General features: G+C 51.1%; 13 protein-coding genes. 8 read left to right on the plus strand and 5 right to left on the minus strand.

The annotated features are described in order from the left end of the window. Window positions 1-34: 34 nt before the first annotated feature. Window positions 35-1357 carry an MFS transporter gene (locus tag LCS67_RS07740; RefSeq protein WP_000023807.1) on the minus strand — a complete coding sequence of 441 codons (1323 nt, stop codon included), beginning with the start codon at window positions 1355-1357 and terminating at the stop codon, window positions 35-37. Window positions 1358-1389: 32 nt separating this feature from the next. Continuing rightward, the gene (gene serB / locus LCS67_RS07745) at window positions 1390-2277 is read right to left on the minus strand and encodes a phosphoserine phosphatase SerB (protein ID WP_031567719.1); all 888 of its coding nucleotides are present in this window, start codon (window positions 2275-2277) and stop codon (window positions 1390-1392) included. A 216-nt stretch (window positions 2278-2493) separates the two neighbouring features. On the opposite strand from serB, the gene LCS67_RS07750 reads away from it, so the two are divergent. Then, on the plus strand, window positions 2494-3861 hold the full coding sequence (locus LCS67_RS07750) for an L-serine ammonia-lyase (protein WP_021000519.1): 1368 nt from the start codon (window positions 2494-2496) through the stop codon (window positions 3859-3861). A 4-nt stretch (window positions 3862-3865) separates the two neighbouring features. Then, window positions 3866-4255 (plus strand): helix-turn-helix domain-containing protein, encoded by a 390-nt coding sequence (locus tag LCS67_RS07755; RefSeq protein ID WP_000876817.1) that lies wholly within the window; start codon window positions 3866-3868, stop codon window positions 4253-4255. On the opposite strand, the gene fghA is transcribed toward LCS67_RS07755, so the two are convergent. Beyond that, window positions 4244-5101 (minus strand): S-formylglutathione hydrolase, encoded by an 858-nt coding sequence (fghA, locus tag LCS67_RS07760; RefSeq protein WP_000425490.1) that lies wholly within the window; start codon window positions 5099-5101, stop codon window positions 4244-4246. The genes LCS67_RS07755 and fghA overlap by 12 nt on opposite strands. Before the next feature lie 329 nt (window positions 5102-5430). Here fghA and folE point away from each other — a divergent pair, with 329 nt between their 5' ends. The 6 genes from folE to mglC all read left to right on the plus strand — a co-directional run bounded on the left by folE (window position 5431) and on the right by mglC (window position 12605). Continuing rightward, the gene (gene folE, locus LCS67_RS07765) at window positions 5431-6099 is read left to right on the plus strand and encodes a GTP cyclohydrolase I FolE (protein ID WP_001139611.1); all 669 of its coding nucleotides are present in this window, start codon (window positions 5431-5433) and stop codon (window positions 6097-6099) included. A 14-nt stretch (window positions 6100-6113) separates the two neighbouring features. Then, window positions 6114-7256 carry a DUF418 domain-containing protein YeiB gene (gene yeiB, locus LCS67_RS07770; RefSeq protein ID WP_001528497.1) on the plus strand — a complete coding sequence of 381 codons (1143 nt, stop codon included), beginning with the start codon at window positions 6114-6116 and terminating at the stop codon, window positions 7254-7256. A gap of 149 nt (window positions 7257-7405) precedes the next feature. Next, complete coding sequence (galS, locus tag LCS67_RS07775) at window positions 7406-8428, plus strand: HTH-type transcriptional regulator GalS (protein WP_000628631.1); 1023 nt, start codon at window positions 7406-7408, stop codon at window positions 8426-8428. Window positions 8429-8926: 498 nt separating this feature from the next. Continuing rightward, window positions 8927-9925: a galactose/glucose ABC transporter substrate-binding protein MglB gene (gene mglB / locus LCS67_RS07780; protein ID WP_001036938.1), complete on the plus strand. Its 999-nt coding sequence runs from the start codon at window positions 8927-8929 to the stop codon at window positions 9923-9925. Window positions 9926-10058: 133 nt separating this feature from the next. Then, entirely contained in the window at window positions 10059-11579 is a 1521-nt protein-coding gene (mglA, locus tag LCS67_RS07785) for a galactose/methyl galactoside ABC transporter ATP-binding protein MglA (protein WP_023215249.1), read from the plus strand. 15 nt (window positions 11580-11594) lie between these two features. Beyond that, window positions 11595-12605 carry a galactose/methyl galactoside ABC transporter permease MglC gene (gene mglC / locus LCS67_RS07790; RefSeq protein ID WP_001275101.1) on the plus strand — a complete coding sequence of 337 codons (1011 nt, stop codon included), beginning with the start codon at window positions 11595-11597 and terminating at the stop codon, window positions 12603-12605. A 74-nt stretch (window positions 12606-12679) separates the two neighbouring features. On the opposite strand, the gene preA is transcribed toward mglC, so the two are convergent. Then, window positions 12680-13915 carry an NAD-dependent dihydropyrimidine dehydrogenase subunit PreA gene (gene preA, locus LCS67_RS07795; protein ID WP_000956095.1) on the minus strand — a complete coding sequence of 412 codons (1236 nt, stop codon included), beginning with the start codon at window positions 13913-13915 and terminating at the stop codon, window positions 12680-12682. Continuing rightward, a complete protein-coding gene (locus tag LCS67_RS07800) occupies window positions 13909-15150 on the minus strand; it encodes an NAD(P)-dependent oxidoreductase (protein ID WP_031567738.1) in 1242 nt (413 codons plus the stop codon). The genes preA and LCS67_RS07800 overlap by 7 nt, the downstream gene beginning before the upstream one ends. Window positions 15151-15316 lie beyond the last annotated feature (166 nt).

The following is a 15316-nucleotide window of genomic DNA, read 5'->3' on the forward strand; positions in this document are numbered from 1 at the left end:
GCGACAGCCGCGTTTTGCCGCTGTCGCCAGAATGTTATAACCGATGCAGCCTGGAGAGCAGCGCCAGCGACAGAGTCGTTAGCAGAATGGCGATCACCGCATAGATATAAACGCCCGACCACGCCCAGCTATTTTTCACCATAATTACCGGCACACCGGCCATTGCCGCGCCGACATAGCTGAACAATCCCCGAAAGCCGGTAATCGATCCCGCCGCATCCTTATGGGTCACATCCAGACAGCCGACGGCAAAAAGCATATGCGGTCCGTATAAGGCGAAGCCCATGATGGTGAACAGAATCGCGGTGAGGGTGTAAGAGGTATCCTGAACCAGCGGCACCAGCACGATGCATATGCACAGCGCTAACGCGAAGATTAATCCGGTCATCCAGCGGTTACTTTTGAACATAAAGTCAGACAAGTAGCCTGCCAGCAACCCACCTGCCAGTCCGCCCGCCTCAAACCAGGAAATAATCGAGTTCGCTTTTATCAGACTCCAGCCGTGAACCTGCGAATAGTAAATCTGCGGCCAGTCGTTAAGAATAGTGCGCGCAATATAAACTGACATATCACCGATAATAATGATCCATACCAGTGGATTGGTCAGGATATATTTCACAAAAATCTGCCAGAAGCTCAGGTTGACCGGGCTGGCCTTGACCTGGGCCAGTTCCGTCGGGTCGTTACGCCACTGCCCTACGTTGGGCAAACCTAACGTACCGGGACGATCTTTAATGGTAAATAGCGCCACTATCCCCATCAGCAGCGAAATGGCGCCGGGAACATAAAACCCCATTTTCCAGCTACCGCTAAAGGCGATAGCAAAACTGGTCAGCAGCGGCGCGAGGCTGCCGCCGATATTGTGCGCCGCTTCAACGATAGCCCACCAGCGTCCCCGTTCGTTTTTCGAAAACCACGAGGCCATAATTTTCGCCATCGGCGGAAAGCTGGTGCCCTGTAATATCGCGTTGAGGCTGTACAGTACGTAGAATGCCGCCACGCTATCGGAAAAGCCGAACAGAATATTTACAATCCCCACGCCAATCAACACCGGGCCGGTCATGGCCTTCGGGTTAATTTTATCGACCAGCATCCCGCCGACAAACTTCATCGCGCCATAAAGAATGTAAAAAATAGAAGACATAATGGCGAAGTCTTCTGCGGTCAGCGACGTTTCCGTCAGCATGGCCGGCATCGCGGCGGAGAAGTTTTTACGGGTAAGATAAAAGACGGCATAAGAGATAAAGACCGAGGCGATAATCTCAAAACGAAATTTTTTATAGGTCTGGTCTATCTCTTTTTTCTCTTTTACAATCGGCTTATCGGGCTGGCTGAAAATAAATGTTTTTATACTCATTTTAAAATTCCCTTCCGGCGAGGTGAGTCGCGTTATAATTCATCTTCAATAAGAAAAAGAAGCAATTCGAAACCGTGATAATTAATCTGATGGTGGATTTTTTCCCGTACAACCGGCTTCGCTTTCCAGGCAATACCGGTGCCGGCATGTTCTAACATCGGCAGATCGTTGGCGCCATCGCCGCAGGCAATAATGTTCTCTGTGGCAATATTTAACCGGGCAGCCAGGTCAACCAGCGTCTGTTTTTTGTTTGCGGCGTTCATAATCGGTAAGGTAATGTTATCCGTCAGAACGTTATCGCGTATTTCAACTGTATTCGAAAAGGCATAATCCAGTTGATATCGCGCTTTTAGACGCTGGGTGAATATATCCAGTCCCCCGGAGATAATCGCGGTTTTAAATCCTTTGGCCTTGATGACTGGCAGAATAGTTAACAGGCCTGGCGAAAGGGTCATGCGATCGCATACGGCGTTCAGCACTGCTTTCGGTGTGCCTTTCAACATTCCGATGCGTCGGGTAAAACTGGCGTTAAAATCAAGCTTGCCCTCCATCGCCTGTTGGGTAATGGCGGTGATTTGCGTCGACATGCCAAGCGCGCGGGCAATTTCATCCACGCCTTCTTCCGCAATAAATGTCGAGTCCATATCAAACGCGATAATACCGTTAGCAGGCAGTGGCTGCGGCTTAATAAAAAAATCAAACTGCCATTGTAATGAGAGTTCGCGTAAATAGCGATAAAATTCAGGCGTCAGACATTCCGTTGGCAGCGTAAGCTTTAAATAAGCGGTATTGATAAGCGCGGCATAACGTTTATCAAATAATAGCGGAAACGGCATGGTGACGGCATCAAATAACGTTTCCTGTAATTTTTTCTGAAACGTATCGATATCCTGTGTGGTAATAAAATAAATAATGCTCATATGATAACTCCCTTAATTTACGGGTATTATAATGGCTCTTTTGCGACGTGGAATCTTGTGCTATCACAGATATCACAGCCAGAAAAGGGCTAAAAAAGCGTTGTTTTTGATACCAGGTAAAGTTCAGACACAAAAGGTATCACTTTTGATATGCCAACTGTGCGAGGATGTTATTTATTACTGAACGCGAATGACACTGAAAGGATTGATATAACGATGGAGAGTTGCCTTGATATATTCAAAATAGTAATAGGTCCATCCAGCTCACGTACCGTAGGGCCGATGCGCGCCGCCTGTCACTTTATTTCATTGCTCAGAGAACAAGAGACGTTGCCGCTAATTCGGGAAATAGAAATCGAGCTGTATGGCGCGTTATCGTTAAGCCGCAAGTGCCACAATGTGGATACCGCCCTGTATCTTGGGCTGCTGGGTTGCCAGCCGGAGAATGTCGATCTCCGTTCGCATATGGCGGTGATTAAGCGTGCGGAAAATGAAAACAAAATCGAACTCCCGCTCTCCGACGCGGGCGGAATCACGATAAAAGTCAAGATTATCGCCAATCACCAGGCGCATCCAGGCCATCCTTATGCCATGACGTTTCGCGCCAGAGATGATTATTTCACGGTGTATGAAGAGACCTGGTTTTCGACCGGCGCCGGACAGGTTCGCAAACATGGCGAGCCGCTGACGCCATCGCTTCCTTTGCGTACAGTGTCGCCCTTTGAATTTAGTCATGCCGCGCAGTTGCTGGCGCTGTGCCGGCGTAATGGCCTGTCCGTGGCGGCGCTGATGATGAAAAATGAGCTGTGCCGCCACTCGCCACAGACGTTGCAGAATTATCTGGCGCAAATATGGGACGTGATGCAGCAGGCGGTTTATCGCGGCCTGCATACTGAGGGGGTATTACCCGGTCCCTATCAGGTACCGCGGCGCGCCTGTGCGTTACATAAGACGTTACAGGCTAACCGTTCCGCCAGCGATTTTTTAACCGCGCTGAACTGGGTCAATGCCTTCGCGATTGCGGTAAGCGAAGAAAATGCCAGCGGCGGACAGATTGTTACCGCGCCAACCAATGGCGCGTGCGGCATCATTCCGGCAGCGCTCTGCTGGTATGATAAATTTGTCACGCCGCTGGAGCCCGGTGCTCTGACCCGTTTCTTCCTGACCGCCGCCGCTATCGCGATGTTGTTTAAACAAAACGCCTCTATTCTGGGATCTGAAGTTGGCTGTCAGGGGGAAATCGGCGTGGCATGCTCAATGGCGGCGGCGGGCCTGGCTGAACTGATGGGCGCATCCGTGGAGCAAACGCTGAGCGCCGCTGAAATTGCCATGGAACATCATCTGGGATTGACCTGCGATCCGCTGGGCGGACAGGTACAAATTCCCTGCATAGAGAGAAATGCCATCTCTGCCGTGAAAGCGATAAACGCGGCGACGATGGCGATGAGTCGCGTAAGCGAACCCTGTATTTCGCTCGATGAGATCATTGCTGCGATGTACGAGACCGGTAAAGACATGAGCGCTAAATACCGTGAAACGTATCATGGTTCGCTGGGGAAAATTCAGCCGCGCAAGAGAGGGTAACAGCGTGAAATACAATACGATGAATAACGACGAGATTATCCTGTCGTTGTGCGCTCGCTTAAAGGAGACGCGTCTGTCTCTTTCGATGACCCAGCAGCAGCTTGCCGATCGCGCGCACGTTGGCATCGCCACCATCAAGCGTATCGAGAAGGGGGGAGGGCTCAATCTTGATACGTTAATTTCTCTCCTGCGGGCGCTGGATAAGTTGCATAATCTTGATGCGGTGCTGTTTGAATCCGAGCTGCGTAATTTTCACGAAAGTTATGAAGGCGGAGAGGGCAGCGGCCGCCTTCAGGTACGCCAGCAGGCCGCGGATTTAAATAATAAATCTTCCGCGCCGCAGTCGGAGGAGGTGAATTACAGCGCGGCGCTGGAAAATTCATTATGTTGGTGACGTCTCACGCTCGCCCCGTAAATACCGGGCATGAAAGCGCAGATGGTCCTCGATGAAGGACGCAATAAAATAATAGCTATGATCGTAACCGGGCTGGATTCGTAGCGTCATCGGCCAGGCGGTTTGCCGCGCGGCTTCCGCCAGTACGGCGGGCTGAAGCTGATCGGCGAGGAACTGATCGCTGTCGCCCTGATCGATGAGCACAGGAATGGCGTCCTGCGGCTGGCTGGCCAGCATTAATTCGCAGCTATCCCACTCAGTCCAGGCTGATTCATCTTCGCCGAGATAAGCGGTAAGCGCTTTGATTCCCCACGGCACGCGGCTGGGGTTGACGATGGGCGCAAAAGCAGAGACGCTGGTATATTTGCCCGGATTTTTCAGCGCCATGATTAACGCGCCGTGGCCGCCCATCGAGTGCCCGCTGATGGCGCAACGGTCGCTGACGTTAAACTGTGTCTGGATGAGCGCCGGAAGCTCATCGCGCAGGTAATCGTACATGCGATAATGGCTGGCCCAGGGCGGCTGTGTGGCATTGAGATAAAACCCGGCGCCGTGGCCTAAATCGTATCCGCTATCGTCGGCGACCTGTTCACCGCGTGGACTGGTATCCGGCATCACCAATACAATGCCCAGTTCTGCTGCGATACGCTGCGCGCCTGCTTTGGTGGTAAAGTTCTCATCATTGCAGGTCAACCCGGACAACCAGTACAGTACCGGAGGCGGTTCATTATCCTGAGTCGGCGGAAGAAAAATGCTGAATGTCATGGCGCAGTTTAGCGTGGCGGCATGATGACGCCAGCGCTGCTGCCAGCCGCCAAAACATCGGTGCTCTTCGAGCATTTCCATGCGGGGGCTCCTTTTATAGTGAACCTGATAAGGTATGCAGATTCTTCATAATACAGATTATTCACCGCGTTGTGAGTAACTTTCACTTCCGTAATACATAAACATGCTTCATCATTTAAATAACGTTGCGTTAACAAATATGCCCTTTGTCCTGCCATCATTCCCGCACCGGAAAAGATGTCATGAAAGGCAGCGACAATTTCAACAATTATGGGCGTGAATACTGGATTATGTGCGCTACCTCACGCACAATAATCACACTGTCACAATATTGACAAACTTTGCCCCATGCAGGGCAGAGGCGCCACACCTGCAGGAGAACACGATTAATGCCATCACTCAGTAAAGAAGCGGCCCTGGTTCATGACGCGCTGGTTGCCCGGGGGCTGGAAACGCCGCTGCGCCCGCCTATGGATGAACTGGATAATGAAACGCGAAAAAGCCTTATCGCAGGGCATATGACTGAGATTATGCAGTTGCTGAATCTCGATTTGAGCGATGACAGTCTGATGGAAACGCCGCATCGTATCGCTAAGATGTACGTTGACGAGATTTTCGCCGGCCTCGACTACGCCAATTTCCCGAAAATTACCCTCATTGAAAATAAAATGAAGGTGGATGAAATGGTCACCGTCCGCGATATCACGCTGACCAGCACCTGTGAACATCACTTCGTGACCATTGATGGCAAAGCGACTGTCGCGTATATCCCCAAAGATTCCGTGATCGGCCTGTCGAAAATTAACCGTATCGTGCAATTCTTCGCCCAGCGTCCGCAGGTTCAGGAACGTTTGACCCAACAAATTCTGACGGCGCTGCAAACCTTGCTCGGCACCAATAATGTAGCGGTATCGATTGATGCGGTGCATTACTGCGTGAAAGCGCGCGGTATTCGTGACGCAACCAGCGCCACGACGACGACATCGCTGGGCGGATTGTTTAAGTCCAGCCAGAATACGCGCCAGGAGTTTCTGCGTGCCGTTCGCCATCATCCATGATTAAGGCGGAGACGATGGAGCGTAATGTCACGCTGGATTTTGTACGTGGCGTCGCCATCCTCGGTATCCTGCTTCTTAACATTAGCGCCTTTGGATTGCCGAAGGCGGCTTATCTCAATCCCGCCTGGTACGGCGCGATCGTTCCCGAAGACGCCTGGTCCTGGGCGATTCTCGATATTGTGGCGCAGGCTAAGTTTCTTACGCTGTTCGCGTTGTTGTTTGGCGCGGGGCTACAAATGCTGCTTCCGCGTGGTAAACAGTGGATTCAGTCGCGCTTAACGCTATTGGTACTGTTAGGTTTTATCCATGCGTTATTCTTTTGGGACGGCGACATTCTGCTGGCCTACGGTCTGGTCGGGTTAATTTGCTGGCGACTGGTACGCGACGCGCCTTCGGTAAAAAGCCTGTTCAATACCGGCATACTCCTTTATCTGGTCGGGATTGGCGTGCTACTGCTGCTGGGCGTAGCATCGAGTAGCGAAACCAGCCGCGCCTGGACGCCGGATGCGTCGGCAATATTGTATGAAAAATACTGGAAGCTGAACGGCGGCATGGAGGCTATCAGCAACCGGGCAGAGATGCTGTCGAATAGTTTACTGGCGCTCGGCGCGCAGTATGGCTGGCAACTGGCGGGTATGATGCTGCTGGGCGCCGCGCTAATGCGTAGCGGCTGGCTGAAAGGTCAGTACAGTCTGCGGCACTATCGCCGTACCGGGATTCTGCTGGTGGCGTTAGGGCTAATGATCAACCTGCCTGCGGTCATCTTACAATGGCGGCTGGACTGGGCGTACCGCTGGTGCGCCTTCTTATTGCAGGCGCCGCGCGAACTGAGCGCGCCGTTGCAAACGCTGGGCTATGCCGCGCTGATGTTTGGCTTCTGGCCGCAGCTTAGCCGATGCAGACTGACGCTTGCCATTGCCTGCGTAGGGCGAATGGCGCTGACCAATTATCTGCTGCAGACGATCATCTGTACCACGCTGTTTTATCAGTTTGGCTTATTTATGGAATTCAATCGACTGGAACTCTTGTTCTTTGTCGTTCCGGTATGGGCAATAAACCTTCTCTTTTCCGTCATCTGGCTACGTTTCTGGCGACAGGGACCGGTCGAGTGGTTATGGCGTCAACTCACGTTGCGCGCGTCAGGATCGTTCAGATAACGATCTGGATCACATTCATTAACAAAATGGCTGTAACCGTTTCCATCCCTGTGATGTTTCTCACGCAGCCCTGGGCAGGGTGCTGACAAAATAGCCGCCTGCTAACGGGGCATTTGTGAGCATTTTTGAACTCAAACAGGGCAGTGAATATGATCACCATTCGTGATGTAGCGCGCCAGGCTGGCGTGTCTGTAGCGACCGTTTCCCGCGTACTGAATAACAGCGCGTTGGTCAGTCCCGACACCCGTGACGCCGTTATGCAGGCCGTCACTCTGCTGGGATATCGGCCAAATGCGAATGCGCAAGCGCTGGCCACCCAGGTGAGCGATACTATCGGCGTCGTGGTCATGGATGTTTCCGATGCCTTTTTCGGCGCTCTGGTGAAAGCCGTAGATCTGGTCGCGCAGCAGCACCAGAAATATGTTCTCATTGGCAACAGTTATCATGAGGCGGAAAAAGAGCGCCATGCGATTGAAGTCTTGATCCGTCAGCGTTGTAATGCATTGATTGTTCACTCAAAAGCCTTAACCGATCGCGAGCTGAGCGACTTTATGGATCAGATCCCTGGTATGGTGCTGATTAACCGTATCGTGCCGGGTTATGCGCATCGTTGTGTTTGTCTCGACAATGTGAGCGGCGCCAGAATGGCGACCCGAATGTTGCTGAATAATGGACATCAACGCATCGGCTACCTGGCCTCCAGCCACCGTATTGAAGATGACGCGATGCGCAGAGAAGGGTGGTTACACGCGCTGCAAGAGCAGGGGATTGCTGCGTCGGAGAGCTGGATAGGCACCGGCACGCCGGACATGCAGGGCGGCGAGTCGGCAATGGTTGAGTTGCTGGGACGCAATCTGCAACTGACGGCGGTATTTGCCTATAACGATAACATGGCGGCGGGCGCGCTGACGGCGTTAAAAGATAACGGCATCGCCATTCCCTTGCATCTGTCTGTCATCGGTTTCGATGATATCCCTATTGCTCGTTATACCGATCCTCAGTTGACTACCGTGCGCTATCCTATTGCTTCTATGGCGAAAATCGCGACCGAGCTGGCGTTACAGGGGGCTGCAGGCACGCTGGATATCACGGCGACGCACTGCTTTATGCCGACCCTGGTGCGGCGCCATTCGGTGGCGTGGCGACAGAATGCGGTACTGATCACTAACTGATTACGCCCCGCATGTAACCGTTTTCAATCTGTGAGTAAATTCACAGTTTATTAACATTGTGATAGCTATGATGACAACGTTTGTCGCACTGTAACTAATGTGTAACAGTTAGTTGTCAGTTTTGCTGGGGTATTTCGCTTATAAAAACCGTTATCACAATATCCCGCGACTACCGGACAAAAATAAAGAGTTGAATAAGAGCCTATCCCATTAGGGCTATTTTACTTGCCATTTTGGACCTGGGCAGTGCTCGCCAAAACGCGTTAGCGTTTTGAACGCCGCTAGCGGCGGCCCGAAGGGCGAGCGTAGCGAGTCAAACCTCACGTACTACGTGTACGCTCCGGTTTTTGCGCGATGTCCGTGTCCAAACTGGCTGCGCCAATAACGCCTGGTGGGATAGGCTCTAAATACGCTTCGGCGTTCAGTAACACGCGTTAACGTGCTGAACAGCCGGGCATTTTTTTACGCTATACCCTACATAATAAAACCGGAGCTACCATGAATAAGAAGGTACTGACCCTTTCTGCCGTGATGGCAAGTCTGTTATTCGGCGCGCACGCGCACGCGGCTGATACTCGTATTGGCGTGACGATTTATAAATATGACGATAACTTTATGTCCGTGGTGCGTAAGGCTATTGAAAAAGATGGCAAATCCGCGCCGGATGTTCAGCTACTGATGAATGACTCGCAAAACGATCAATCTAAACAGAATGATCAAATTGACGTTTTATTGGCGAAAGGGGTTAAAGCTCTGGCGATTAACCTGGTCGACCCGGCAGCCGCCGGTACGGTGATTGAGAAAGCGCGCGGGCAAAATGTGCCGGTGGTGTTCTTTAACAAAGAGCCTTCCCGCAAAGCGCTGGACAGCTATGACAAGGCGTATTATGTCGGGACTGACTCTAAAGAATCGGGTGTGATTCAGGGCGACTTGATTGCCAAACACTGGCAGGCGAATCAGGGTTGGGATCTGAATAAAGACGGTAAAATTCAGTATGTTCTGCTGAAAGGCGAGCCGGGGCACCCGGATGCGGAAGCCCGTACGACGTATGTGGTGAAAGAGTTAAATGCTAAAGGTATTCAGACCGAGCAACTGGCGTTAGACACCGCCATGTGGGATACCGCGCAGGCAAAAGATAAGATGGATGCCTGGCTGTCTGGCCCGAACGCTAACAAGATTGAAGTGGTTATCGCGAATAACGATGCGATGGCGATGGGCGCGGTAGAGGCGCTGAAAGCGCATAATAAATCGTCGATTCCGGTCTTTGGCGTCGATGCGTTACCGGAAGCTTTGGCGCTGGTGAAATCGGGCGCGATGGCCGGTACGGTACTGAATGACGCCAACAATCAGGCGAAAGCGACATTCGATCTGGCGAAAAACCTCGCCGAAGGCAAGGGCGCGGCTGACGGCACCAGCTGGAAGATTGAGAATAAAATCGTGCGCGTGCCTTATGTCGGCGTGGACAAAGACAATCTGAGCGAATTTACCCAAAAATAACTTTTCCGTCTGTGGGCGCAATTTTGTTGCGCCCTGAAACCGTGGAAGGGTGACGCGTCGCAGACCGGATAACGTATTTCTTTTGCCATCCGGCGCGGATAGTCATAATTAAAAAGGCCGACAGGGTATCATTATGGGCAGCACGATTTCTCCGTCGTCGGGTGAATATTTGTTGGAAATGCGTGGCATTAACAAATCATTTCCCGGCGTGAAAGCGCTTGATAATGTCAACTTAAACGTTCGTCCGCACTCTATTCATGCATTAATGGGCGAAAACGGCGCAGGCAAATCAACGTTATTAAAATGTCTTTTCGGTATTTATCAAAAAGACTCCGGCAGCATTATATTTCAGGGAAAGGAAGTGGACTTCCATTCGGCGAAAGAAGCGCTGGAGAATGGGATTTCGATGGTACACCAGGAGTTAAATCTGGTATTGCAACGTTCGGTCATGGATAACATGTGGCTGGGGCGTTATCCCACCAAAGGTATGTTTGTCGACCAGGATAAAATGTACCAGGATACCAAAGCGATATTTGATGAGCTGGATATCGATATTGACCCGCGCGCGCGCGTGGGAACGTTATCCGTTTCGCAAATGCAGATGATCGAAATTGCGAAGGCGTTTTCCTATAACGCTAAGATCGTTATTATGGATGAACCGACCTCATCGTTAACTGAGAAAGAGGTTAATCATCTGTTCACCATTATTCGCAAGCTGAAAGAACGCGGCTGCGGAATTGTTTATATCTCGCATAAAATGGAAGAAATTTTTCAATTGTGCGATGAAATTACTATTTTGCGCGACGGTCAATGGATTGCCACCCAGCCGCTGGAAGGGCTGGATATGGATAAGATCATTGCGATGATGGTCGGGCGTTCCCTGAACCAGCGCTTTCCGGATAAAGAAAATAAGCCGGGCGATGTGATTCTGGAGGTCCGTCACCTGACCTCGCTGCGCCAGCCTTCCATTCGCGATGTCTCCTTTGATTTGCACAAGGGCGAAATTCTGGGCATTGCCGGCCTGGTTGGGGCAAAGCGTACCGATATCGTCGAAACGCTGTTTGGCATTCGTGAGAAGTCGTCCGGGACAATCACTTTACATGGCAAGAAAATTAATAATCACACTGCGAACGAAGCGATTAACCACGGTTTTGCGCTGGTGACGGAAGAACGTCGTTCCACCGGAATTTACGCCTATCTGGATATCGGATTTAACTCATTAATTTCGAATATCCGTAATTATAAAAATAAAGTGGGGTTATTGGATAATTCCCGGATGAAAAGCGACACCCAATGGGTCATTGACTCCATGCGGGTAAAAACGCCGGGGCATCGCACGCAAATTGGTTCGCTTTCCGGCGGCAATCAGCAAAAGGTGATCATTGGTCGTTGGCTATTAACGCAGCCGGAAATATTAATGCTGGATGAACCGACCCGTGGCATTGATGTCGGCGCAAAGTTTGAAATTTATCAGCTTATTGCGGAACTGGCGAAAAAAGGCAAGGGGATCATCATTATCTCTTCTGAAATGCCGGAGCTGTTAGGGATTACCGATCGTATCCTGGTGATGAGTAACGGTCTCGTTTCTGGCATTGTCGATACTAAAACAACAACGCAAAACGAAATTTTGCGTCTTGCTTCTTTGCACCTTTAAGATCAGGGGCTCCTTATGAGTGCGTTAAACAAGAAAAGCTTTTTGACCTGGCTGAAAGAGGGCGGAATTTACGTCGTTCTTTTAGTGTTGCTGGCGATTATTATTTTCCAGGACCCGACTTTTTTAAGTTTGCTGAATTTAAGTAATATTCTGACGCAATCTTCGGTACGTATTATTATCGCGCTGGGCGTGGCGGGACTCATCGTCACCCAGGGGACAGACCTGTCGGCGGGGCGTCAGGTAGGGCTGGCGGCGGTCGTGGCGGCAACATTACTGCAATCAATGGAAAACGCCAATAAAGTGTTTCCGGAAATGGCGACCATGCCGATTGCGCTGGTCATCCTGATTGTCTGCGCGATTGGCGCGGTGATTGGCCTGGTGAACGGCATCATCATTGCTTACCTGAACGTGACACCGTTTATTACCACGCTTGGCACGATGATTATCGTTTATGGGATCAACTCCCTTTACTATGACTTTGTCGGCGCTTCGCCCATTTCCGGCTTTGACAGCGGCTTTTCCACCTTTGCGCAGGGCTTTGTGGCGATGGGCAGTTTCCGGCTCTCCTACATCACTTTTTACGCCCTGATTGCGGTAGCGTTTGTCTGGGTGCTGTGGAATAAGACCCGTTTTGGTAAAAACATTTTTGCTATTGGCGGCAACCCGGAAGCGGCAAAAGTTTCTGGAGTAAACGTGGCGCTGAACCTGCTGATGATTTATGCGCTCTCCGGCGTGTTTTATGCTTTCGGCGGCTTACTGGAAGCTGGGCGTATTGGTTCTGCCACCAACAACCTCGGCTTTATGTATGAACTGGATGCGATTGCCGCGTGCGTTGTCGGGGGCGTATCGTTTAGCGGCGGAGTGGGTACGGTCTTCGGCGTGGTGACCGGCGTCATTATCTTTACCGTCATCAACTACGGCCTGACCTATATCGGGGTAAACCCGTACTGGCAGTACATTATCAAAGGCGGCATTATCATTTTCGCCGTGGCGCTGGACTCGCTGAAATACGCGCGTAAGAAGTAGTTATCCAGACCTATTGCCTTGCTTATCAGATAACCCGGCGCAGCGAAACTGCGCGCCGGGCTTCATACCGCGAGCTACAGCGTTAACGCGTGCTCTTTTTCGCCTTTTTTAAATTTGACCTCGCCTAAATCAATACAGGCGACCGGGCAGACATGACCGCACAGCAGACAACCGACGCATTTTTCCGTATTGCAATGCGGCGTGCGGCTGTGTTCATCCCACTCCATCGCCTGATGACCGCCGTCATAGCAGGAGATATAGCAACGTCCGCAGCCGACGCATTTCTCCTGATTAATCCGCGGATAGACGATATAGCTGCGATCCAGGTCTTCCGCCGGGATAATATTGCCATTCGCCAGCCCGATCATCTCCTGTAATGAGGCAAATCCCTGATCGGCCAGATAGTGGCTGAGGCCGCTCGCCATATCTTCTACAATGCGGTAACCGTATTGCATAATGCCTGTCGTCACCTGTAGGGTCGCCGCGCCCAGCAGCAGAAATTCGGCAGCGTCTTCCCAGGTTTCAATGCCGCCGATACCGCTAATCGGGAAATCGCGCAGTTCAGGGTGCATTCGCAACTGCTGGATAAAACGCAGCGCAATGGGTTTCACCGCTTTTCCTGAATAACCGGAGATGCTGGATTTACCGTTAACCACCGGCATCCCGATTTTGCGGTTCAGGTCGATGTTAGTAATGGATTTCACGGTGTTGATGGTGGCGATACCGTCGGCTCCGCCGCGTTTGGCGGCCAGCGCGACTTCGCACATATCGCCAATATTCGGCGTCATTTTCGCCAGCATTGGCAAAGATGAACCGCGTTTTACGGCGCGGCAGTATTTTTCAACCAGCTCCGGGCTTTGCCCTACATCGCTTCCCATGGCGTGCGAGGTCATCTGCGGGCAAGAGAAGTTACACTCAATCATATCCGCGCCGGCTTCTTCAACCAGACGCGCCAGTTCCTGCCACTGCTGCTCATTTTCCCCCATGATGGAAGCAATCAGCACCTTATCCGGATAATCCTGTTTTAGCCGTCGAATGGCGGCCAGGTTCTCTTCCAGCGGATGCTCAGCAATTTGCTCCATGTTTTTGAAACCAATAAAACCGGTATCTTCTTTCGTCAGGTGGTCAAAACGTGGAGAGACTTCGTTGGCAATAAAAAAACCAATGGTTTTAAAAACGATCCCGCCCCAGCCGGTATCATAGGCTTTGGCGCACATCTCATAACAATTGCCTACCGGAGAAGAAGAAAGACAAAACGGATTGGGAAACTTAACGCCGCAAAAGGTAACAGACAAATCTTTTGTTAACATGAGCAGGCCTCCTCTAAATAATGATGAATAGCCTGAGCGGCTTCTTTTCCGGTTTTTACCGCATAAACGACGGTCTTATCGCCTTTAACAATATCGCCAGCGGCAAAGATCGCCGGGTCGTCGGTTTGATAATTGTGCGTGTCGATAATATTATGCTGCGCTTTTATCTCCGCAAAGGTATCCAGTCGCGCGTGCTGACCCACGGCCAAAATAATATTTTCCGCTTCCAGCGTCAGTTCTCCTGAGTGGCGTACATGGTGGAAGGTCACTTTATTTCCGCTGACGGCGACAGGCGTAAAACCATCAATAATCGATACGTCTAATGCCTGCGTGCTGGTAAATTCTTTTTCGCTGGCGGGGAATTCGGCTAATTCTTCCCGCGCCACGCAGGTGACGGAAGGACAGCCGAGAATTTTTAACGTACTGGCGACATCCATCGCTACGTCGCCGCCGCCAATAATTAATGCGCTACGCGGAACGCTAATATCGCCGTCGGCCTGACGGGCGCGCTGTAAAAAATCAACGGCAATCTCTACGTGACTGGCTTGCTCAAATAACGGTAAATCAGAACCACAGGACATCCCGACGGTCATCAGCACGGCGCGATATTCGGCTTTGAGTTGCGCAAGCGATAGCGACCCGCCCACCTCACAATTACATTTAATATTGACGCCCATTTCTACAATGCGGGCAATTTCCTGATCGAGTACGCTTTGCGGCAGACGAAATGCCGGGATGCCGTGACGCAGCCATCCGCCGGGCTGCGGCTGTTTTTCGTAAATGGTGACGTCATAGCCTAAATGCGTGAGCGTCACGCTTGCCTGCAAACCTGCCGGACCCGCGCCAATAATCGCGACTTTCCCGCGTGTTTTACTCCCGGGCTGATAAATCTGCATGGCAGTCTGCTGTTCAAAATCGGTAATAAAACGTTGCAGGCGTGCAATATCAATAGGTTTATCTATTCCGGAACGTGTACATCCGCGCTGGCACAATTTTTCCGTCGGACAGACTCTGGCGCAGACGGCGCCAAGCGCGTTATTTTCCCGGATAGTTTCCGCTGCGCCTTTAAAATTGCGAAAGTAAATAGAACGAATAAATTTCCCCGGATCGGTTTGCGCCGGGCAAGCCTGACTACAGGGCGCATCGTGACATAATAAACAACGTGAAGCCTCTTTTATTGCCAGTAATGGCGTAAAACCAGGCGTGAGTTCATCCAGATAATTTTGTTGCGGCATATAATCTTCCTTAATGCTTGAATAAATTAAGGCGAAACGCAAATAACGCGTTTTAATGATCTAAAATCTACCGCCAGCCTAAGCATTGAAAGAAGGGTATTCTGTGAAAGAATTCACAAAAAAATGAAACCAGAATGCAAAACAGCATTTGTTCCTTATATCATAA

The organism is Salmonella sp. A7, from assembly GCF_020181675.1.
GTDB lineage: Bacteria > Pseudomonadota > Gammaproteobacteria > Enterobacterales > Enterobacteriaceae > Salmonella > Salmonella enterica.

Coding starts and splice junctions, on each gene's coding strand:
- galS (WP_000628631.1), top strand. CDS start 7,406: ATGATCACCATTCGTGATGTAGCGCGCCAGGCTGGCGTGTCTGTAGCG.
- folE (WP_001139611.1), top strand. CDS start 5,431: ATGCCATCACTCAGTAAAGAAGCGGCCCTGGTTCATGACGCGCTGGTT.
- LCS67_RS07800 (WP_031567738.1), bottom strand. CDS start 15,150: ATGCCGCAACAAAATTATCTGGATGAACTCACGCCTGGTTTTACGCCA.
- fghA (WP_000425490.1), bottom strand. CDS start 5,101: ATGGAAATGCTCGAAGAGCACCGATGTTTTGGCGGCTGGCAGCAGCGC.
- yeiB (WP_001528497.1), top strand. CDS start 6,114: ATGGAGCGTAATGTCACGCTGGATTTTGTACGTGGCGTCGCCATCCTC.
- serB (WP_031567719.1), bottom strand. CDS start 2,277: ATGAGCATTATTTATTTTATTACCACACAGGATATCGATACGTTTCAG.
- preA (WP_000956095.1), bottom strand. CDS start 13,915: ATGTTAACAAAAGATTTGTCTGTTACCTTTTGCGGCGTTAAGTTTCCC.
- mglC (WP_001275101.1), top strand. CDS start 11,595: ATGAGTGCGTTAAACAAGAAAAGCTTTTTGACCTGGCTGAAAGAGGGC.
- mglA (WP_023215249.1), top strand. CDS start 10,059: ATGGGCAGCACGATTTCTCCGTCGTCGGGTGAATATTTGTTGGAAATG.
- LCS67_RS07740 (WP_000023807.1), bottom strand. CDS start 1,357: ATGAGTATAAAAACATTTATTTTCAGCCAGCCCGATAAGCCGATTGTA.
- mglB (WP_001036938.1), top strand. CDS start 8,927: ATGAATAAGAAGGTACTGACCCTTTCTGCCGTGATGGCAAGTCTGTTA.
- LCS67_RS07750 (WP_021000519.1), top strand. CDS start 2,494: ATGGAGAGTTGCCTTGATATATTCAAAATAGTAATAGGTCCATCCAGC.